The sequence below is a fragment of the Paenibacillus pasadenensis DSM 19293 genome, from assembly GCF_000422485.1.
In the GTDB taxonomy this organism is placed as follows: domain Bacteria; phylum Bacillota; class Bacilli; order Paenibacillales; family Paenibacillaceae; genus Paenibacillus_O; species Paenibacillus_O pasadenensis.
Genome location: NZ_KE383847.1, coordinates 247566 through 267347, shown reverse-complemented (window position 1 = coordinate 267347; position 19782 = coordinate 247566). Strand labels below are relative to the sequence as shown.

Below are 19782 nucleotides of genomic sequence, written 5' to 3'. Positions count from 1 at the left end.
TTTAATGGGTGCCGCCCGTACCAAAATCGTCGTAGCTGGACAAGTCGGCGTGATAAAACACAACGTCCCCGTCTAGCAAAGAGAACACCCCCCCGTAAGGATCGACAAAACTGCGCTGAAAACCTTCCATCTGCCACTGGTTGTCCAGCGGCGCATTTTTATACTGCAAATGCGGGTGAGCGATGTCCTTATTGCGAATGGTTTCGATGTTAAAATTGACTACAATATAGCCGTCACGCAGGAAGATCGGCGCATTGTCGTCCAGCCGGTGGGTACGTCCGTACTCGGCCAGATTGATGCCTGCTGGCACTGCATAGGGAGCAGCCGGAAGGCTATACTCGCCAAACCAGCGCTGCACCGAGGCATTGGCCCGCGCAGTATCAATGCCAGACGGCACCTGCATGCTGCCGATAAACGTCCGAAGCTGCGAAGGAAGCAGCATGCCGTCGTAGCCACCGACGTAAATCCGCTTTTGCGCCGCTTCCTTCAAAACCTGCTGTACATACGACGTCTGAGTGCCAGAGGAACCATTCAGCTTCCACAGTGAACTGGCTGTGTTGGTTAGCTCCTGCTGCGACACATTGCGCAGGCGGGTGTCGAGCGTCACCAACCGCCGCTCGGTATCTTCTGTGGAGCCGATCCGAATAAACCGCTTGGTTCCCGAATGATAGTACAAGTCCACCTGTTGTCGGTTTTTGCCCTGCTTGTCAACGAAGTAAAAGGTAGGCGTGATTTTAATCCCGTCGCCCGCGCTGAACATGTTGCCGAGCGTTTTGACCTCAAATTTGAAGTGATAGCCTGTTTTTACGACAACATTTTTCTTTCCGCTCTCCGGGTGACTGCCGGGCCGAATCGGCAGCACGTAAGGGGCCGTATTGCCGCGCGCCGCGCCGTCGATCCCTTTTGTGCCAACCCAGTAGTTATTTCCGGTCGGCGTCACACTGCCTGCCGCCGTTCTGAACACCTTTTCCCACTGGTAGTCGGCAATATCGGTAATTCGGAAGTCGAACAGACGGCCAATAACCTCAACCGCCACAACTTGCGTCGCCACATGATTAGTTAAGTCCAAATTGGCATTACTTTGTGATGTGAATGAAACCGGACTGTTTTCGGCAAATGTGCGGAACAGTACATCATAATTTCCCTCATCTACCCAAACGGGCATGTAAAAAGTGGTTGTAAGCTGGCCGACAGGAATCGAAGTCCAGGTGTCCTTCGGAATCAACGTTCCGTGGTCAGCCTTGTATACATCGAATGGGAACCTTACCTGCTTGTCTCGCACATATTTGGCATAGTCCCGATTGCCATAGCCGGTAATGTCCCGGTGCGGCCCGCTGGTAGGAATCGTCACGGTAAAGGGGCGATCCAGAATAAGCGCCGAACGATCGGCTGTCGGCACCGTTTTCTGATTGTGCGCCTGATCGTCGGCTACAGATGCCAGATTGACGACGGGGGTATGCACCGTCACCGGATTGATGCCGTTGATCGGGAAGCTTTGGTTCGACCCGCCTCCGATGCCCTTGACCAGCGTATAATAAATCGTCCCCGTGCTTGGCTGGCTCCCCTTGTTCGTTTTAGTCGCATCGATGACAAATCCCGAACCATATAAAACATCCTGACCGATCATAGGAGATGCAGGAATCGCCCCCGGAGCAGGTGCCGTTTCCTCCACCGTCCGATTGTCCATGATCGTTTGTCCATTAAAGACGACCGTGTCGTTCTTGACCTTGATTTTCCCGACCGCATTTTCAGCCTCTGACTTCCAGTTCTCGCTTGGAACCGAAGGTCTACTGGAGCCGCCGTAAACCGTTTGACCGGAAAGCACAACGTTGCGATACACCGGGTCCGTAATATGGGACGAGCCCGCTGCATCATGGGTGGCGGAAACAGACGGTGCGGTATACCCGTTTGCTTGCAGCGTCACCGAACCGGAGGGCAGGGCATAGTTGGCGACTGTCGCCTTCTGTAAGCCATACACTTCCAAACGGTCTGCCAGCCAATAGCTGTACTTTCGCTCCACGTTGTAGCTTTGGGTGACGGTTTGCGTGTCGGATCGGGATACCGGAACCGTGGTCGAATGGCCTTCGCTATCCGGCGGGCCGGGAACATATTCCGTCCAACTCAGCGTATACGTGCGGCTGACTGTAATCGGGTAAGATTTCGAGCCTTTCACTTCCGTGAATGTGTTGCGATACAAATACGCTTTGGCGCTCGCGTTAACATAAAGGCTTTCTGAGGTCGGAATGCCCTTCAAAACGTCAAAGCGTTCTGCGCCGCGCGAATCCGCCTTGATGATCGCCGATGCCGTGGCATCCATCGCCTCGGCTTGCTGGCTCGTGCCGGGTGACGAGGTATCGCCGCCATTGTCGCCTTTGCGTACGGTGTGATCCGAGGTGGAATCTCCGCTGTTACCATTAGCATCTTTCACGACGACCGTGATTTTGACGGTAATACTGGAGCCGGATGTGAATGGAATTTTGATCGGCAGCGATTTACTTGCCGTCAGCCCGCTGAGTGAGCCGGACTTATCGCTAGGCGTAACGAATGTTGCGTTCTCTATTTTTGTGATCTCATACGTTTTGAGCGGCACGGGTGACTTCGCTTCAAATACAAAATTTCCATCCACAGAGGTGACGGAAGCATCGACGTGATCTGGCGCGTCAATACGAGAGGTCACGGTAATCGGGGAAGGAATTTTATAGATGCCGACGAAGTTGGAGCCGCCAGAGCCAACCAAGATGGAGCGTTCGAGCAGCTTCGCGTCGCCTTTTTCTTGTATGAATAGCTTCTCATCCGGTTTCTTGTTGTTTGTGATATAAGTGCGAACAATTTCATATGTCTGGCCGCCAGATGTGAGCTGCGGATCAAACGTATAGTTCGCTTCCTCTCCAGTCTCGTAGACGCCTTTGTCGACTTCCTTGAGTTTCGTACCATCTTCCTTTTGATAGATCGCCCTTACCGGGTTATTTTCAGCGTATTCGGCAATCGCTTCCGTTCCGCCAAGCGCAACCGTGAAGCTTCGCGTTTGCACCTTCGGATTCGTATCCGGATTTTCCTGCAACCAGCTTTTCTGCGTTAGGTCCTTCTTCGGCGATAGGTAGGAGCGGACAATACTATACGTTTTCCCGTTATCCTCAATCGTCGCAGGAAACTCGTGGTTGATCGTCTCGCCGACTTTGTAGTCGCCCTTATGGAACGTGACCTCAGGCTGCTTGAGGATCGTTCCTCCCACGGTTTTCGCAACGACATCGACAGGAAAATTCGCGCTGCGATAGGGGACGTGAATCCCAAAGTAATCATCGAGATCATCCGGGTGCGCCCAAGGTTCAGCGTTCTTGATTCCTTCTAACGTGTAAAATGGGCCTTTACGCACGTTTCCATTGCCATCGACGGATACCATAATTGCGTACAAGTACAGGTCGTCGTTGTCCTTGATGTCTCCCATGCCTGCTTGCCACATGCCGTCCGTTACTAAATCTTCACTGACTTCATAGTAGGTCGTGACCGGCTCTCCGGGAATTGGGGGGTTCGGATTTTGCGCGACTTGACGCACCTGTTGATTGACAAAGGATGCGTGACTGCCGTTACGCGGATCACTACACTGTTTGGATGATATATTCGTGCAGAGTTGGTCACGACGCACCGTCCAACCTACCGTTCTGTAGCGGATGGACGAAGTTGCTGCTGTGCTAGTGATTTCAAATTTGATCTTACCCTCATCTACCCGGACAGCCGGTGTCGCGGCATTCGTAAGAAACGGAAAGCACGACAATAAAAAAGAGCATGCCAGCAGCATGCTCAACGTGATTCGTATGAATTTAGGTTTGCGCATCTAGTTCGAGTCCGCCTTTCTAATGATATGATTGCGGAACAAACTTGCATTCGGATCGACCTTCAACGTATTTCCCCAATCGCCGCCTACATTAGTGGATAGAGAAATATCGGCGTAACCTTCGTACCAAACACCTTTCTCAAACGTTTGTTTTTTCGGGAACCACTCATCGTAAAGCAAGTCATTGCTTGCCTTGTACGAGACGAATTTAATCCTGAACTTGGATCGCACAAAGTTGTTGCCAAACCCATCTTTATAAATCATGGATGGCTCGGGATCAAGATAGCCTTCCATCTGGATTTGGTTCTCTTTGACCCATTCTGCGTAGCGGCGAATATGCTTCAGTTCGGCATCAGAGTTTTGCATTTTGGTAGCAAAAACCGCCTGCGCCCACGCGTCATCAATCGTGTTGTAATTTACATTCAGCCATAGCGCCCCGAATGCTTTCAGTCTTCCCATCCAAATATCCACGTTCTTCTTGTTGAATTCCGGCTTCGTCGAATAGAGGACGGATGATACTTTGCTGTCTGTTGGATGCGAAAATGGATAGCCCATCTCGTACATTTCGTTCGGAACGTCCGCAAGAATGTATGGATAATCGCTCGCATTCTTCGGTAAGTCGGTCGTGCGAATCAAGCGCCCCCATTGGTCGGTCTGCGCCGGGCTATCTTCGTTGGTCTTGATAAACACGGTGTCTGTCGGATTGTCCCAATCCACCTTCGCACCCAACACCTCGCTTACGAAACGGAGCGGCACAAACGTTCGACCGCCGCTTAGGATGGCTTTCGTATCCAAAGTGACCGCTTTGCCATCTACCAGCACAACATTTTGGTCAATCGTCAGAACGATAGATTGATCGTCTCTCGTAATCGGAACCGTCTGTGTTTTCGATTCCCAGCCGACTTTCGCTCCGAGCGATTCGGCGACAAAGCGTACCGGGACGAGCGTTCGCCCGTTCTCATCAATAAACGCCTGCGCGTCGGGAAACCAGATTTTTTTGCCGTCCATGACGACGCTGACAAAGGTTGGCGGTTTACTGGCTGCGCTTGCCGTCAAACTGAATATACTTCCGAAAAGTGTCACAATGAGGAGGGATACTAACCTTCTTTTCAATTGCCTCACTCCCTAAAGAAAATGTGCGAAACTGGAAAAACTTGCTGTTGCCTACATCATAGTGCCGATTCTGTTGCCTGTCCACTGTCCGGCAGCCTGCCCTCCGCAGGAACCAGGAGCCGCTCGTTACTCCGTGCGCGAAGCTCTTCTCCTTATAACAACAACGACGATGACAAGAATCAGCAGCAAGCCCACGTGGACGCAGGATGAGCGCAAGCCAAATGAACCTTCATGAAGCGGAGAAACGTCCCCAGTAGCCTGAATCACGGTTCCTGATGGCATAGTCCGACCGCCCGTTACTTCAAAAGGGAAATCCTTCTGTTCTGTGCGGTCACCCAGCGTCGTCTTTACTTCCGCCATGTAAGAACCGGGAGAAAGCGGCCTGTTTAACTCCGCCATGTACTGTGCGACCGTGCCTGCATAAATGGAATCAACCGTTGATTTCCTTTTTAAACAAAAGCTCGCTGGCATCGTCCTGCCGTTTGAGCCGCACCTCGATCTCCGGTTCGGACAAGCTATCGCCTTCATTGACCAGCAAAATCGTCAGGCTCGCTTTTCCGTTCTCCAGCGTGTATACGGCTGCGTGCGGGACAGCCTCAGGAGGCTTCGCCTCGTCCAACTTGTAGTTGAGGACGACCTGCAGCCCGATTTTACGCGCCGCCGATTCCCTCATACTTTGATCGTAGACGCCGATGACGGACACGTACTGGCCCGGCTCCACACTTTCAGGTATCTGCATTTCCATTGTAAAGCTTTGCGTCTCGCCAGCCTTGAGGGTTATACTGCGATCCGGCGCCCTGTACCATGCAGCCGAACCGGTATCGGGATCGCTCGGTAAAGTAAAATCCTTACCGCCGCCCAATGCAGGCATGGCATCGGCCGCATAGAGCAGCGCTGTTATTTCCTCATCAGTGGGATTCGTGACGTGAACCTTGTACTCTCGCTTATCGCCGGGTACTATATCCTCGACATAAGCGCCCAACTCCGGATTGATCCGGTCGGAATCCCCACTGATGACCAATTGCTGCCCGTCCATAGGGTTGGTAAATCCGGCGGCTATCCAAAAAACGATTGCCGCCAGCACCAGTCGAATCCACATGATTGATGAACTCCTTTGCTTGTATTCCGCTTACCATCGCTCACATGAGCGAATAGGCATACGTTCCTGCTAGAAGGCCGAGCCGAGGCAAGTCAGGGGCATATATCCCTTGCGTGCGGCTGCTTGCTCGCTGGCAAACGTTTCTTCGGTCGGATAGGTGTAACCGCAGGAACTGCGGTAGTACACCTTCATACTGCCTCTCCTTGCCCCGATGATCGTTGGACGTTTCACGATGCGGCTCCCGCCAAGCGCATAGTTGTTGTACGCCTTTGCTCCCATCGGGATACCTTGTACAAAAGCCAAAACGCCCACATCATCCACCGTATTGTGCCAGTCCTCATCGGAGATCAGAGGCAGGGTGAACGTGTAGGACAGGCCATTTCGAGAGACTGTTTCGTTATATCGATTGATCCGGTAGGCCAACTCGTCCTGGATCGCCCGGACAATCGTGCTTCGTCTTACCTGCTCGAAGAGCGCAGCATCCTGCAAAAGCGGAATCGTCGTTTCCTGCCGGATGTCCTGCCGCAAGCCCTCATGCCAGCTTCGGCTGGCCGCATCGTAAGCGAGTACCTGTTGGTCGAGCGTAAAGGAAAGGCTGTTACCCGCCGAATCGGAATACGCATAAGGCTTCTTCGTTCCCCAAGCCGGTTTCATGACGGTTTTTCCGTCAGTCCCCGTCCATTCTTGCTCGGAATAGACGTAAAAGCCGTCGTACCCGACGATCACGATAGCCGGAATGTAGCGATGCAGGACACCTTGCGACACCGGATCATCCGCAGCGCCCAAGCCCGCGTCCAGCGTCCGGTAGAACGCCGCTAGTACTTCTTCCTTGTTCAGCGCGACATGTTTGGCCGAGGCATATTGCGCTTCCTGCTGCTGGCTTGCGTTAACGACGAGCAACCTCGCGGCGTCGTCTACCGCCGCATCCAGCGCAGCATCGTATCTCATCTCCGTCAGCACCATCCGTCTCAGGGTATCCGTCTCATCCCGGTTGACGATCGCGAAGGGAAGAAACAACAGCGCGCCGACGATAGCCCATTCAATCCATTTCATTGCGCACCCCCCCGCCATACGGAATCACGATTTTTTCATTCGGGCTGATGGTATTATTCAGAAAATCGAAGAGCAGCGTGCCTGCCGTTCGGTTCGTATTGCGCACAATCACCGAGAAGCTGTCACCCGCACGCATCCGATAACGACGGGTTGGGTCATCCTTTGCTGCCCGATTGTCGGGGAACAGCACCGGCAGGATCTGCGCATTGAAAAACGCATCGTACTGTACCTCGTAGTTCCCCTTAAAGGTTTCGGGCCGTGTCGGATCGTCGTAAACTGGTACATACTTCTTGCTGTCATGTTCCATCTGAACGTCAAAGCTATTGCCGGTCGCCGCAAGCGCGGTCATGAAATCGTTGTACATCGTTGGCGTGATGCCGCCTTTGTCCCGAACCGCATCGACGAAGGCTGTCGTCGCGCGCAAGGCAACCAGTTCCGAAATATCGTCCTGCTGGTCAAAGGCGGCAGTGAGCGGGTAGAGATAGAGCAGCAGAACAGCGATCAATACGGCGAAAATTTTGATCAAACTGTTCATGGCAGGCTCCTTAGTGTCAGGCGCTGCAAGTGACCAGAAACGTCACGTTCATAGGCGGGCTGATAACGCCCCTTCAGACGTATGCCAGCGGACGAGAGCTGCTCTCGTTCCAGCGGCGGCGCGAACCGAATGCCGTCTACCACCATTTCCGCATCACCTTCATCTAGGCGAGCGATAGCTTGCAGCACTTCCGCACCGGATACCGAACCGTCGCCCGAGAGCGGTACAGCGATTTGCTGCAAGTTGTGGTCCTGCGATTGGCCGGTTACATAGGCGAGCGAATTGAGTGAGGCACCGGTCTGAAACAAAATCAGACCGCTTCCTGCGGCCATGAGGAAAACGAGCAATGCTGCGCTCATCTCCAGCATCGTTCTTGGCGCATAGTTCATGCGTTACACCTCCTTCATGACGAAAGCGTCCAACCTGGGCCGGACGCTTTCGTAACTTCATCCGACCTTATTGCTGCCGGAAGATGATGCCGCGAATGACATTGCTGCTGTCCAGCACCAGCGTGCTGCGGAACTTGCCGCTTGGATTAACGTAGTTGATGTCCGCTTCGTCTACGGTCTGGCTAATCTGGCCGGGTGCGGCTCCGACGATTGCGCCGTAGGTGACGCTATCCAGAGGCACACCGGTATTGACAACCTTGCCGTACCACTGACCGGTCGGGTTTTTGCCGGTAACGATCTGGATGCCAAATTGGTCCTGATCGCGGAACTTGCGAAGCGCGTTTACAACCTGACTGCCCGAAAGCGTCGTATTGTCATACACCGTAAACGCCGTTTGTGAAAGTTCCGTCTGGATATTGCTAAAATTGCTTTGAGCCGCCTTGGTCGAATCCTGGGCGGAAATAAACAGCACGACAGCCAGTGTAATGAGTGCGATGGCAAGGAAGATTCCTGCTGCCATGACAAGTGCCTTCTGCGCATTGGACATGTACAATTCTCTCCTTTGATTGGGGGGATAAAAAAAACGCCTTCCCGCTGATAAAGGAAAGCGTCTGTATGGGTTACTGGATGCGTTGAAGCTGATCGTAGTACACGGTCATCTGGCGCAGGCTGACGACGACAAGCGGAATGACCAAATACCCGAATATCAGTATCATCAAGGGGGCAAACCCGATCCAGCGGCCCCAGCCTGCCTTTTGTTCAATTAACTGTTCATACTCCTGCTTGCGCTGCTCCCGCGCAAACGCCTGCTCTGCTTCGAGATCGTCGAATGCCTGCCGGATCGTCAAATGCTGCGAAGCCATTTCCAGCTTTTCCACGATCCGAACAAAGGGCAGAAACGGTGCATCTTCTTTGAGCTGCGCAAGCGCCTGCTCCTCACCCTGCTCAAAGTGAAGAAGGCAGGATTGCAGTGGCTCCTTGAAGACGCGGGCGAACTGCTCCATCCATAGCAAAAGCTGTTCAACCGACATCCCATCCATCCCGGCGAGCATGGCAATCACGGCCTGCAACTGATCCACCTCGTGTTTCATCTCCATCTGCCGCATACGCCGCTGGAACAGTCGAATACCAACTGGCAGCGTGTACCCACCCCATCCTGCGGCGAAAGCCAAAAACGCTTCCCACCACGCCAGAAAAGGCTGATTCAGCTTCTCCAGCTTGCCCAGGATGCGCCGCGCCGCCTCTCGAAGCTGATCCTCCTTGACCTGTGCAGCCGGGTCCTTGCGCAGCAGGCTGATGACGCTATTTTCGCTTCGCGGCCTCACCTCCTTTAATTGATCGAGCATCCTGCGATCCAGCGCGGCGGCTTCCCGTGCCTTCGTTTCCTCCTCCGGGGACAACTGCCCGAAAAGTGTTCCCGGCTTCACAGGTGCATACAGCACCTGATGCCGCTCCGCTGCATGCAAGGACACGAATAAGCCCAGCACCGCCAAAAAGGCTGCGAACCCGGCCACGATCCGCTGCACGTAAAACCATTCGAGACGTAAGGGAGAGGTTGTATCCTTGAGCAGCCGGGTTATCCGTTCCGCTTCTCGCGAGCCTGAAACCGGCCCCAGCCGGTGGGCCAGCCAGCGCACCCACGGCCAGCCATAGACCCGTTGCTCCCATCTTTTTCGGCTGGTGGTGGTGGGCCTTGCGGTCGCATCCAGCTCCGACAGGTTGCGCAGCAGCTCGTAGCAAAGCCACACGACGACAAGCAGACAGAGTTTGGCGGCCCAACCGAAAGCGCTGGCGTAGAACGTGTCCATTGCCGGAAAAAAGTGGCTGGCCCAGGCTTCAATCGGACGGGTAAACAGCAGCGGCAGCAGCGCGATAACGGTCAGCCCCTGTAATAAGAAGCTGAGACGCTCGCGACGCAGCAATTCCAGATTCAGTTCGATGGACAGCTTTTCCAGTCCCTTGAGGTAGACCGAACCGCTTTCCGTTTGCTGATCGCCATGCTCTTTGATGAGATACGACAATCCCGCAAAGCCCTGCAAATAGCGATTAGGGGCATGCTCCACATATTGCGCCAGTTTATCTTCGGCGTCGCTGTCCGTCAGCATGTCGAACAGCTCTTGCCCGTGCAGCGCCATTTCATACGGCGCGCTGTCAGCCGATTCATAGACGGCTTCATCCACCATCCCGTGACGATGGTAATGATGTCTCACATCCCCAAGAAACAGACGAAGTTGTCGCAGCAGCCGCATTTCGAGCCGATAAACACCCATATCCGAGAGGATGCCGTGGCCGACCCAAAGACCAATGCCGAGCATCGCCAGCGTGTAAGGGTCGCGCACCGCCAAAACAAGCGGAATCGCGGCCAAAAACAGGACAAGCCACATCAAGAGCGCCGATTTCATCACCTCAAGCCGCAGCTTCCATTCGTCCCCGAGCCGCAGGATGACCAATCGCCTGCGAAGGTGCTGCAAGTACATCCTTAAAACCGGCATCTGCTCGCAAACGCTGTATAGCTGCTGCATGAAACTGTAAACCGCCTGCTTGCGAGGCGCTTGCCCCGGCTTACGCAGCGCTTCGTAGCGCCGGACTGCCGCCACCTCCGAATCACGCCGGGACAGCCACAGGAAGGCCGCGACAGCGGCAAGAAAGAGCACGGTTGCGATGCCGAGCAGAGGGGAGAGCCATTCCCGAATCAAGTCTCATCCCCCCAATGGGATGCCAGAAACGCATCAAAGACGGCCTGATCGGGGCCGCCCAAGTATTCCGCAATCTCGCAGCGACTTTGCTCGGACAGGGGATGAACGGCAACGTAACGGCCGTCGCGGCATTCAACGAGATTTCGGGCGGTGTACAGCGGACGATCCGTCGAGCGGCGGAAGTATTCGAGCGTCGTTTCCATAAAGGCTGCCATCCGTTCGTCCTTTGTCATTTTCCCGCGAAAGGCTTCCGGGTACGCCGTCTCCTGCGGCACTGGGACACATTCCGTAATGCGCTCGATATAGCGCCGTCCGTCCAGGTCGCGGCGGAGGTGAATATCGAAGTTGACGACGCTGACGACCTGCTGCTCCGCCACACGCTCGTTCGTAAACACCTTTGTTTTCAACAAGGAATTGCGGAGAGACAGCACAAGGTCACGGAAGGTTTTGGCGTGATGCGTGAACAAGGTGAATAATGACGCCACCTGTGCCATCTGAACCATCCAAGCGGCGACCGGGTCGGTCGCTACCTCGCCCAAAATATTGACAGAGCCGTCCGTCTTCTTCTGGATGTCCAGCCCCTGTTGACCGGAAATCGTCTCGGTTTCGCGCAGGCTGACGATGTTGCGTTCTGGATAAATTTTGCGCAATTGAAGCTCAAAGCTCATTTCCTGTACCCGGATGGGCAGCACTTCTGGAATATGGCGCACCATCGCCATAAGCAGCGTTGTTTTGCCGCTGCCCTGCGCACCGGTAATCGCGGTGATCCGCGCACCCGATACCAAGTAACGAATGAGGCCAATCGGCAAATCCGCGCCTTCGTCCTGAATCAACTGCTCTAGCGTCGCGCTTTGCACGTCGAATTTGCGCACAAAAAAAGCCCACGATTCACTGAATCGGGGGCGCAGCACGACGACGCGGGAGCCGTCTGCCATTTCATTGACCTTAAATCCGTTCGCCTCGGACAACTGGCCGGGAAAATTGTGCTTATAGATGATCTGGCAAACGCGCCGCAGTTCCTGCTCGGAGCCGAAGGACAAGAAGCTCAGGTGAATGGACTTCCCCTTGTAAAACAGCCATACGCTGTCATGCGAACGGGGCAGCAACTGAAGCTGTGCGTCCTCCTCCAGCGACCATTCGCCCTCCCACATGAGCGGCGGCAGACCAGATACGCCCCCGGATACACCGTCCACACGCATGTCGCGCAGCTCGTCCACGACGCTGAATCCCTTGTAATGCTGATAAATCCGCTGGACGACAAGCTGGAGCTTATCGTCCGTCGTCAAACGCGGCGCTTCACGGGCGAAGACGCTACGAATATCCTCCACCGTAATCCGGTACGTTTCAAGCTGGCCTTCCTCGTTTCGTCTTTGCCGATCCCATTCATAGGTTTGAACGAGCCGGTCGAGCGCATGAAGCCCGGCTTCCTTTTTATATGTGTAAAGCAGAATATCAAACTGGTCTTGCGCGGAGAGGGACTCCGGCTGATGAAAAGGCAGCAGGAGGTTCAAATGCGCATCGTCCAGTTCATAGCGCTGCGCGAGCAGGTCGGCAATGATCTCCTTGACGTATTCCTTGTCCCGCAGATCACCGGAGGTGCAGCCCCGCAGCGCCTTTTTCAGCTCCGCCCGTTTGCTTTTTCGGCGGCGGTATTCTTCCTCCGACAAACCGAAGTCGGCCAGGTTGCTGCTGGTTAACTCGTGTAGCGTTGCTTTTACGAAAGTGGTCATCGCTTCCAGCGTATATACCGATGTGTCGTCCGTCCGTTCCGGCAATCGTCGGCTCAGGCGCAAATAAAGGAAGAAGATTGAAAGCAACAAGAGCGCGATCAGGATGAAGGCATTGAGCATAGCCGTCATGGCGTGTCGCCCTCCTTCCCTCCGAAAAGGGGCTGTCTTGCGCCTGCGCTGTCGATCACAGCCTGCGCCAATCGTCGCACCTGCTGCACGAACAGGTGGTTCTCGTGACCGCTTGCTATCTTCCTGTTGCGAAACCAGAAAGGATTCGCTTCTCCATGCTGTGCCGCATCCATCCAGCCTGTATTATGTGCAACAGGGTACACGGTCGGTCCTATACGGAATTGACGCATGAGATTTTTAGAAGTGAGCGTCGAATAAGGGTCGTACTGTCCGAACACGAGCAGCGTTCTTCGGCCTTGAAGCATCGCTGCTTCTGCCGATTGAAAAAATCGCTCTAGAAGGAGACGGTTTTGCGGCAGGCAGACGACCCATACGTCGGCCTGCCGCCGCAGCATTTCGTCCCAAGCCGACCCGCTGCCGCTCCCCCCATCCAACAGCACTACATCGTAAGCGCGGCGGGCAACCGCAAGCAGCGGTGTGAGCCATTCTTTTGCCGTTTCGATAAAGATATCCTCTTGCTTGATGGAGCCGTGCAAAATATCCAGGCGATCCCGCAGCAACGGATGGGCATAGTCACGCAGCATGACAGGCTCCAGCTTGCGGTTTTTCAGCAGACGCAAGAGCGCATCAATTCCCGTGTCCGGGGTATGCATGTCCTCTCTTCCGGCAGGTCGATAATAGGCTCGTTCGACAGCAGAGTAACTGCTTAGCAAATGCCCAAGCAACAGCAATCGCGCCGAATATTCCAAACCCATGCACGTCGCCGCGGCGAGCAGATTAGTCGTTGTCCCGGCCTGACCGGATACAGGACTCCAAAATACAACGGTAGCTCCCATAAACGTTCTCCTTTCTACCACACCCGCACCCGTTTACGAGCGATTGCCCAGGCTCGTCGCGCTGTCTTGCGGTCGAAATCGCCAAGCTGCTCCAGCATCGTCAGCAGCATCTCGCGAAACGCCCCGGTCAGCCCGCGAAGGTCGATGCGGCCGTGGTGTTGATTGTTCAAATCGACGGCTGCATCGCGTTCGTCCAAAGGGAAGCGAAACACCGTAACCTCCAACTGGATATGCCGCAACCGCTTTTCGGCTCGCCACGCTGCCAACTTTCCCGGTATGTCAGGGGAGAGCAACTCGAAAAACGAGACAGGCTCTTCCGTGTTCTGTAAGCCGAGACGAATCATCAGTTCCTCGTTTTTCTCCAGCGATAACCGCCTTCCATCCCAGCACCACACCCGCTTATCAAACTGGGACAGGTTGTGGTGGAAAACAAATTCCGTATGGTCAGTGTCCACCAGCATGATGTCGTATGCCGGTGTCGTCCCTGCCTGTGCCAAGCCTCGTTCAAGCTGTTCGGGAGTGAGATAGCCGTAGGCCACATCCATACCTTCATAATCCTGAACGGCGCTATTGGCATAGGCGTGCGGCAGATAACCCCGAATCGACTGCGTGACGGTGGAATCTACCAACAGCACTTTATTCCCCAACGACACAAGTAAGCGGCCAAGCACCAACAAAGCATGCGTCTTATCCGCTACGCCGATAAAAACAATTTTTTTCATATCCGCACTCCTCATTGATTGAAGATATTTTCCCACTTATCTTCGCTTGCCGGAGGCGCTTCGGTTGCAGGAGGCATACCCGATGGCTGCGACGGCGAAACGGCAGGAGGGGGCGTCTGTTGATTTTTCGGAGATTGCGTAGCTGCTGCTCCAGCAGCATCACTCACGCTAGGCTGCGGACCATTCGTCGAAACTGCTGATTCTCCAGACTGCGGTGTGCCTACTGGCTGTGTTCCGCTCATGGCATTAGCCTGCCGCGTCGTCATCCGTTCGTTTTGCAACTGCTGCTGCACGGTTACACTACCGCTGGTGACGCGAAGCTTGTCCGAGTCGCTGACCGCCTTCAAATTGCCATCCAGCGTTTGACGCAACGCACGGGCAAGTTCGATTTTTGCGGTTTCGAGCAGATTGGGATCAACCGCCATCAGGTTCAATACCTTCTGATTGGCCGGATAGTTGACCACAGCCGCTTCCTGTAAGCCCGGCTCGATGTACGGGAGGGCATACAACCGCGCTCCCTGCAAGTACGCATCAATAATAGCGCTGGACGTTTGGAGGATGTCCATCTCATTCAGTTCCAGCCATACAACCGTACCGGACAGCTCCTGTACCTTCTTTTTAGATAAGAGAACAAAGTCCTCGCCGGTTGGAAAGCCGATGCGAACGTCTATATATTGGTTAGGCTTGAGATTAGAGGGAAGCTGAATGACCTGAAACTCCTGTATGCGCAAATCCTTCGGAATGGGCTGCCCTTCGTACAATAAAGAGGAAAGCAGCGGCGTTCCTGGTGCAAGCTCGATTTTGGCGTTTTTGCCGATGATGCTTTCCCGGTCGGTGATGACGCCCGGAGGAACCAAACTGACGGGCATCGGAACAGCCTTGAGGTCATCCGCTTTGAGCGAGACGCCTGCCGGTATTGTTTTTGCAGTCGTCCAGACATTTCGGCTGTTTTGCTGCTCCTCCTTTCTCAATTGCTGAATCTGCCGCTCATACTCCTCTTTCATTTGTTGCTGCTTTTGCTGCTGATCAGTGTGCTGCATCAGCATATACAAGGCCGCTGCTACCAGAAGCGCCACGCTGATCGCGATGGCTCCCATGATGAGCGTCTTGCGGTGTCGATACGTCCATGACATCGTTCACGATCTCCTTTCATTTATATAGAAGATACCTTGCGCTTCTCTTAACGCGCTTCGCCTCGCGGACGCGGCTTTGATGGGGCTTGCTCCGCTTGTCGTTGTGCCAGCTTCTCGGCCGCCCATGTGGGCGTATGCTCCGGCTTCAGGAACCCCATCAGGTCTTCCCGGTTATAGCGGTATTCATCGCCGGAATAGAGGGTTTCCGCATAGACCGCCCGCCCACGTGAGTTCCCGGAGGCACCGAAGCCTCCCGTTACCCAAATCAACTGATGGTCTGTCGTGCGAAATTCCGGCCGCAACCAATCCAAACGGGTCACAACAATTCTGCCGCCGAGATCATCGTCACTTTTGATGGGCAGGCATTGGTCGGGTTGAATGGGAGGCATCGGCTCCGTGATCGTAGCGCGCTCGGTCTGGAGTTTCTCGATTTCCCATTGCAATAGCTTGGTAAATTCCTGCATTGCGACCAGGTAATCCGCATATCCTTCTGCACCGAAATACTGATCGATGCCAAACAAATTATTCTGCGAGCAGTAGCAAACCAAATAGGGCTTTTCGGTATTCGTGATGTCGATGCCTAAAACAACCTCCACCCTGCCAATGGGCAGCGCTTGATAGACTTCGTAGTCACCGGCCATTCGTTTCTCTTGCTCCATCGTCAGCCCTCCCGGTTCATTTTGTGGTCACGTTTCTTGTGCCAGCCTTCGGCTACCTGAGCCTGCTTGCGCAGTTGTGCTTCTTCCTCCTCGGATGGCCTACTACGCGCAAAACCCGGCTTTTCTTTCATCAGACGTTCATACTGACGCCGTTTTCCTTTCGTAAAGTCCATTGATGACCTCCTCCCCGAAAATGGGCATAAAAAAAGCTCTCCGTCAGAGGAAAGGGCGCATGAACAGGGCGGCAACGGGGGAATTACCGTTCGTGCTCCCTTTGCCGCCTTTTGTACCAGTTTTCCAGCAGTTGCACGATTAGGTCTTCCTTTTGTTTTTCCGAGAAATCTCGTGGGAAAAAGCGGTCGATTCGTTCTCGCTGAATACTCATTTTTTCTTTCTGATTCGGCTTTTCCTCCGTCAGTATGGTGTAAATGACATCTGTATTCAGCCTGCCTTCTTGACTCATCTTTTTCATACGCTGAGCCTGAGCAAGTGAAGGCGTGCAGTCCTCGGCCTGCATGGTCTCGAATAGGGCTTGCTGTTCTTTCTCGGCCAAGTAAGATAACTCAACGGCAGGATTAAAGGCAATCCGTTTGTCGTCTACCATTTCGAGAATGGGAGGAGTGAGTTCGGTTAGGCGAACGTATCTAAATATTTGGTTTTTGCTTTCGCCCATCTGTTCTGCTAATATCTCGCTTGATTTCTTTGCAGCAGACTTGTTCCCAACTTGGGAACGAGTTAAATCTGTTCGTTGTCCTTGTCTGTTCATAGCTTCCAATTTCATTTTGTAGGCAAAAGCTTTTTCACTCGGAGAAATATACTCCCGTTGCAGGTTGCTATCCACCATGATGATCGTCGCTTGATCGTCATCCAACTCGCGAACGAGACAAGGAATTGTTTCCATACCAGCCAATTCGCTTGCCTTCTTTCGACGATGGCCGGATACCATCTCGTATCCACCGCCTGCCTTTGGCCGAACTAAGCCGGGAACAAGGACACCATACTGCTTGACACTATCCGCCATTTCTAACATCGCTTCATCCGCCCTTACCTTAAAGGGATGACCGGGAAATTCACTAATTTCAGCCAATGGAATATCCATCACCTTTTCCCGTTGCGAATCGTTGCGGCTTGCCTCAGTCGAGAATAAATCATCGACTTTGGTCAGTTTTATGCTGGCGAGCCGATCTTCTTTCGCTGCCAATATCCTGCACCTCCTTCGTAAGTGCAGCGTAGGCTTTAGCAACCTGTCCGTTCGGATCGTGGGCAAAAATGCTCTTGCCCTTGGCGCTAGTTTCTGCCGCGCGGATGGACAGGGGGATTTCTGTATTGAATACACGCAGCTTATCCCCATAATCCCGACGCAACACGAAAGAAATGTCTTTGGCGAAATTGGTTCGGCTGTCTACCATCGTGAGCAGCACACCATCCACAGCCAGCTTCGGATTAATTTGCCGCCGAACGCGGGCAACCGTCTGCAAAAGCTGCGTCATGCCTTTGGCGGGCAGGTAGTGCGCCTGTACCGGGATAATGACGCTATCCGCCGCTGCCAATGCGTTGATCGTCATCATGCCCAAGCTCGGCATACAGTCGATCACGATAAAATCGTAATCTGCTTTTACGGAATCGATGTATGATCGCATAATCGTTTCCCTGCTCATCGTATTGACGAGCGCCACTTCGACTGCCGATAATTCGATGTTTCCCGGCATCAGGTCGATACCTTCGTGATGGTGCAAAATACCTTCCCTCGGCGCATATGGCTCCTCCGTCATGCCTTTCACCAACATCGTAGCCAGTGAAACGGATAGACTGTCCGGTTCATGGAAGCCTAGCGAATCCGTCAGGTTGCCCTGCGCATCCGCGTCCAACAGCAGAACCTTCTTGCCTTCCGCCGCCAAGCCAATACCGAGGTTGACCGCTGTTGTCGTTTTGCCGACGCCACCTTTCTGATTGGCGAGAGCGATTACTTTGCTCATCCAACAACTCTCCTTTCACGCAAAAAAGCCGACTGCGCTGAACATTCAATAGTTCAGACAATCGGCTTTTTTGAAAAGTATCTATATAAAAAGAGAACGCCCCAATTTTTGGACGCTCTCTTGGATATTCTCAAATTCAATTAGAAGTCATCAGATGTGTCTACCCATTTCAAATCCAACACAATAGAAACCTCGATTTTATCATTCAATGTCTTACTTCTAAACTCGTTTTCCTCAATATTAAACGACGCATACTTCGCAGAATACTGATAATTCAGGACTTCTAGGAATCGACCCGACATATTCCTACCACGCACTCCACATGACTCGTATGCGGGAACATATCCACCGGCTGGACTTCCACCGTCCGGTACCCGCCCGCCTCCAGCACCTGCAGGTCCCGCGCCAGAGTGGCCGGGTTGCAGGACACGTAGACAACACGCTCCGGCTGCATCGCCAGAATCGTGTCGAGCAGCTGCTCGTCGCAGCCTTTGCGCGGGGGATCGACGACGATGACGTCGGGCCGGATGCCCTCCGAGCGCCAGCGAGGAATGACGACCTCGGCCGGTCCCGCCTCGAACGAGGCGTTGCCGATGCCGTTCAGCTCGGCGTTGCGCTTCGCGTCCTCGATCGCCTCCGGCACGATCTCCACCCCGTACACATGCCCCGCCCGACGAGCCAGGAACAGCGAGATCGTGCCGATGCCGCAGTAGGCGTCGATGACGTTCTCGCGGCCGGTCAGGCCGGCATAGTCGACCGCAGACTGGTACAAGCGCAGCGTCTGCGCCGGGTTGACCTGGTAGAACGACCGCGCCGAGATGGCGAAGCGGATGCCGTCCAGCTCGTCGTAGATGACGTCGCTGCCCCACAGCGTGCGCGTCTCGTCGCCGAAGATGACGTTCGTCTGCCGCTTGTTGACGTTCTGCACGATGCTCTTCACCTGCGGCAGCGCCTCGCGGATGGCCGCGATCCAGTCCTCGACGCGCGGGATGCGCGGCCCGTTCGTGACGAGCACGACCATCATCTCGCCGGTGACGAAGCCGGTCCGCACGACGACATGGCGCAGGATGCCCCGCCCGGTCGCCTCGTCGTAAGCGGAGATGCCGACGCGGTTGCCGATCGCCTTGACCTGGCGTACCGCCTCGTCGTTGTGCTCATGCTGAATGAGGCAGGCGTCCATGTCGACGATGCGGTGCGACCCGCGGGCGTAAAAGCCGCCGATCAGGCTGCCGGCCGCGCCGTTCTCCAGGTCGGCCATCGCCATGCCGATCGGCACCTGGGCCTTGTTGCGGTAGCGCCACGGCTCGTCCATGCCGATAGTCGGATGGACGACGATGCCGCCTTTTCCAACCTCCGCCCGATCCGCTCCGCTCTCGCCTGCTCCGGCTGCGCTCGCATCAGCGCTCGATCCACCGTCGCCTACTCCAACCCCGGCTCCGCCGGCCGCAGCTCCCGCCGCGCGCTCTCCCTCGCTCCGCACATGCAGCTTGCCGATCCGCTCCAGCGTATCGACGACATGCTGCCGCTTCCAGACGAGCTGCGCCTCGTAGCTGAGATGCTGCAGCTGGCAGCCGCCGCATTGCTTGTAGATCGGGCACGGCGCGTCGACGCGGTCCGGACTGCTCTGCAGCCACTCGATCGGCTTGGCATAGCCGTACGTCTTCTTGACCTTGAGCACCTTGGCCTTGACGCGCTCGCCGGGCAGCGCGCCCTGCACGAACAGGGTGAAGCCGTCGGCGCGGCCGACGCCCTCGCCTTCATGCGTCAGGCCGGTGATGTCGAGCGTGACCGTTTCGTTCTTTCCGACCGGTACGGTAGGTTTCATCATTCATTCATCCGTTCTCTATGCGTAGTAAAGGCTTGCAGGCAGCCCGGCGCCT

At 54.7% G+C, this 19782-nt stretch carries 17 protein-coding genes; all 17 read right to left on the bottom strand.

The genetic code is table 11. The features are described 5' to 3' along the window. Window position 1: 1 nt before the first annotated feature. Window positions 2-3832, bottom strand: coding sequence for a DUF5704 domain-containing protein (locus H582_RS27195; RefSeq protein WP_240479003.1), 3831 nt, complete (start codon window positions 3830-3832; stop codon window positions 2-4). After that, the gene (locus H582_RS0111945; protein ID WP_028598717.1) at window positions 3833-4945 is read right to left on the bottom strand and encodes a copper amine oxidase N-terminal domain-containing protein; all 1113 of its coding nucleotides are present in this window, start codon (window positions 4943-4945) and stop codon (window positions 3833-3835) included. A gap of 430 nt (window positions 4946-5375) precedes the next feature. Then, a complete protein-coding gene (locus H582_RS0111940; RefSeq protein WP_028598716.1) occupies window positions 5376-6044 on the bottom strand; it encodes a WxL protein peptidoglycan domain-containing protein in 669 nt (222 codons plus the stop codon). Window positions 6045-6113: 69 nt separating this feature from the next. Further along, window positions 6114-7097 carry a hypothetical protein gene (locus H582_RS0111935; RefSeq protein ID WP_028598715.1) on the bottom strand — a complete coding sequence of 328 codons (984 nt, stop codon included), beginning with the start codon at window positions 7095-7097 and terminating at the stop codon, window positions 6114-6116. Beyond that, complete coding sequence (locus tag H582_RS0111930; RefSeq protein WP_028598714.1) at window positions 7084-7632, bottom strand: hypothetical protein; 549 nt, start codon at window positions 7630-7632, stop codon at window positions 7084-7086. Before H582_RS0111930 ends, H582_RS0111935 begins: the two co-directional genes overlap by 14 nt. Further along, window positions 7629-8021 (bottom strand): hypothetical protein, encoded by a 393-nt coding sequence (locus tag H582_RS0111925; RefSeq protein WP_028598713.1) that lies wholly within the window; start codon window positions 8019-8021, stop codon window positions 7629-7631. Before H582_RS0111925 ends, H582_RS0111930 begins: the two co-directional genes overlap by 4 nt. Window positions 8022-8088: 67 nt before the next feature. Further along, complete coding sequence (locus tag H582_RS0111920; RefSeq protein WP_028598712.1) at window positions 8089-8568, bottom strand: hypothetical protein; 480 nt, start codon at window positions 8566-8568, stop codon at window positions 8089-8091. A 73-nt stretch (window positions 8569-8641) separates the two neighbouring features. Next, the gene (locus H582_RS0111915; protein ID WP_028598711.1) at window positions 8642-10717 is read right to left on the bottom strand and encodes a hypothetical protein; all 2076 of its coding nucleotides are present in this window, start codon (window positions 10715-10717) and stop codon (window positions 8642-8644) included. Then, window positions 10714-12576 (bottom strand): ATPase, T2SS/T4P/T4SS family, encoded by a 1863-nt coding sequence (locus H582_RS0111910; RefSeq protein ID WP_028598710.1) that lies wholly within the window; start codon window positions 12574-12576, stop codon window positions 10714-10716. Before H582_RS0111910 ends, H582_RS0111915 begins: the two co-directional genes overlap by 4 nt. After that, complete coding sequence (locus tag H582_RS0111905) at window positions 12573-13412, bottom strand: CpaE/TadZ family protein (RefSeq protein ID WP_043111219.1); 840 nt, start codon at window positions 13410-13412, stop codon at window positions 12573-12575. Before H582_RS0111905 ends, H582_RS0111910 begins: the two co-directional genes overlap by 4 nt. A gap of 14 nt (window positions 13413-13426) precedes the next feature. Then, the gene (locus H582_RS0111900) at window positions 13427-14134 is read right to left on the bottom strand and encodes a hypothetical protein (RefSeq protein WP_028598708.1); all 708 of its coding nucleotides are present in this window, start codon (window positions 14132-14134) and stop codon (window positions 13427-13429) included. Between the two features lie 11 nt (window positions 14135-14145). Then, a complete protein-coding gene (locus tag H582_RS27190; RefSeq protein WP_043111218.1) occupies window positions 14146-15267 on the bottom strand; it encodes an SAF domain-containing protein in 1122 nt (373 codons plus the stop codon). Between the two features lie 47 nt (window positions 15268-15314). After that, window positions 15315-15926, bottom strand: a complete 612-nt coding sequence (locus H582_RS0111890; protein WP_028598707.1) for a hypothetical protein — start codon at window positions 15924-15926, stop codon at window positions 15315-15317. 2 nt (window positions 15927-15928) lie between these two features. Next, on the bottom strand, window positions 15929-16099 hold the full coding sequence (locus H582_RS31865; RefSeq protein WP_156876707.1) for a hypothetical protein: 171 nt from the start codon (window positions 16097-16099) through the stop codon (window positions 15929-15931). A gap of 83 nt (window positions 16100-16182) precedes the next feature. Further along, window positions 16183-17127 (bottom strand): ParB/RepB/Spo0J family partition protein, encoded by a 945-nt coding sequence (locus H582_RS0111880; RefSeq protein ID WP_028598706.1) that lies wholly within the window; start codon window positions 17125-17127, stop codon window positions 16183-16185. Further along, window positions 17075-17902 carry a ParA family protein gene (locus H582_RS0111875; RefSeq protein ID WP_028598705.1) on the bottom strand — a complete coding sequence of 276 codons (828 nt, stop codon included), beginning with the start codon at window positions 17900-17902 and terminating at the stop codon, window positions 17075-17077. Before H582_RS0111875 ends, H582_RS0111880 begins: the two co-directional genes overlap by 53 nt. Before the next feature lie 283 nt (window positions 17903-18185). Continuing rightward, window positions 18186-19730, bottom strand: a complete 1545-nt coding sequence (gene rlmD, locus H582_RS0111870) for a 23S rRNA (uracil(1939)-C(5))-methyltransferase RlmD (protein WP_028598704.1) — start codon at window positions 19728-19730, stop codon at window positions 18186-18188. Between the last annotated feature and the right edge of the window lie 52 nt (window positions 19731-19782).

Bases quoted from the DNA above. Each gene is read 5' to 3' on its own strand.
- H582_RS27195 (WP_240479003.1), bottom strand. From the start codon at position 3,832: ATGCGCAAACCTAAATTCATACGAATCACGTTGAGCATGCTGCTGGCA.
- H582_RS0111940 (WP_028598716.1), bottom strand. From the start codon at position 6,044: ATGTGGATTCGACTGGTGCTGGCGGCAATCGTTTTTTGGATAGCCGCC.
- H582_RS0111935 (WP_028598715.1), bottom strand. From the start codon at position 7,097: ATGAAATGGATTGAATGGGCTATCGTCGGCGCGCTGTTGTTTCTTCCC.
- H582_RS0111930 (WP_028598714.1), bottom strand. From the start codon at position 7,632: ATGAACAGTTTGATCAAAATTTTCGCCGTATTGATCGCTGTTCTGCTG.
- H582_RS0111925 (WP_028598713.1), bottom strand. From the start codon at position 8,021: ATGAACTATGCGCCAAGAACGATGCTGGAGATGAGCGCAGCATTGCTC.
- H582_RS0111920 (WP_028598712.1), bottom strand. From the start codon at position 8,568: ATGTCCAATGCGCAGAAGGCACTTGTCATGGCAGCAGGAATCTTCCTT.
- H582_RS0111910 (WP_028598710.1), bottom strand. From the start codon at position 12,576: ATGACGGCTATGCTCAATGCCTTCATCCTGATCGCGCTCTTGTTGCTT.
- H582_RS0111905 (WP_043111219.1), bottom strand. From the start codon at position 13,412: ATGGGAGCTACCGTTGTATTTTGGAGTCCTGTATCCGGTCAGGCCGGG.
- H582_RS0111900 (WP_028598708.1), bottom strand. From the start codon at position 14,134: ATGAAAAAAATTGTTTTTATCGGCGTAGCGGATAAGACGCATGCTTTG.
- H582_RS27190 (WP_043111218.1), bottom strand. From the start codon at position 15,267: ATGTCATGGACGTATCGACACCGCAAGACGCTCATCATGGGAGCCATC.
- H582_RS0111890 (WP_028598707.1), bottom strand. From the start codon at position 15,926: ATGGAGCAAGAGAAACGAATGGCCGGTGACTACGAAGTCTATCAAGCG.
- H582_RS31865 (WP_156876707.1), bottom strand. From the start codon at position 16,099: ATGGACTTTACGAAAGGAAAACGGCGTCAGTATGAACGTCTGATGAAA.
- H582_RS0111875 (WP_028598705.1), bottom strand. From the start codon at position 17,902: ATGAGCAAAGTAATCGCTCTCGCCAATCAGAAAGGTGGCGTCGGCAAA.
- rlmD (WP_028598704.1), bottom strand. From the start codon at position 19,730: ATGATGAAACCTACCGTACCGGTCGGAAAGAACGAAACGGTCACGCTC.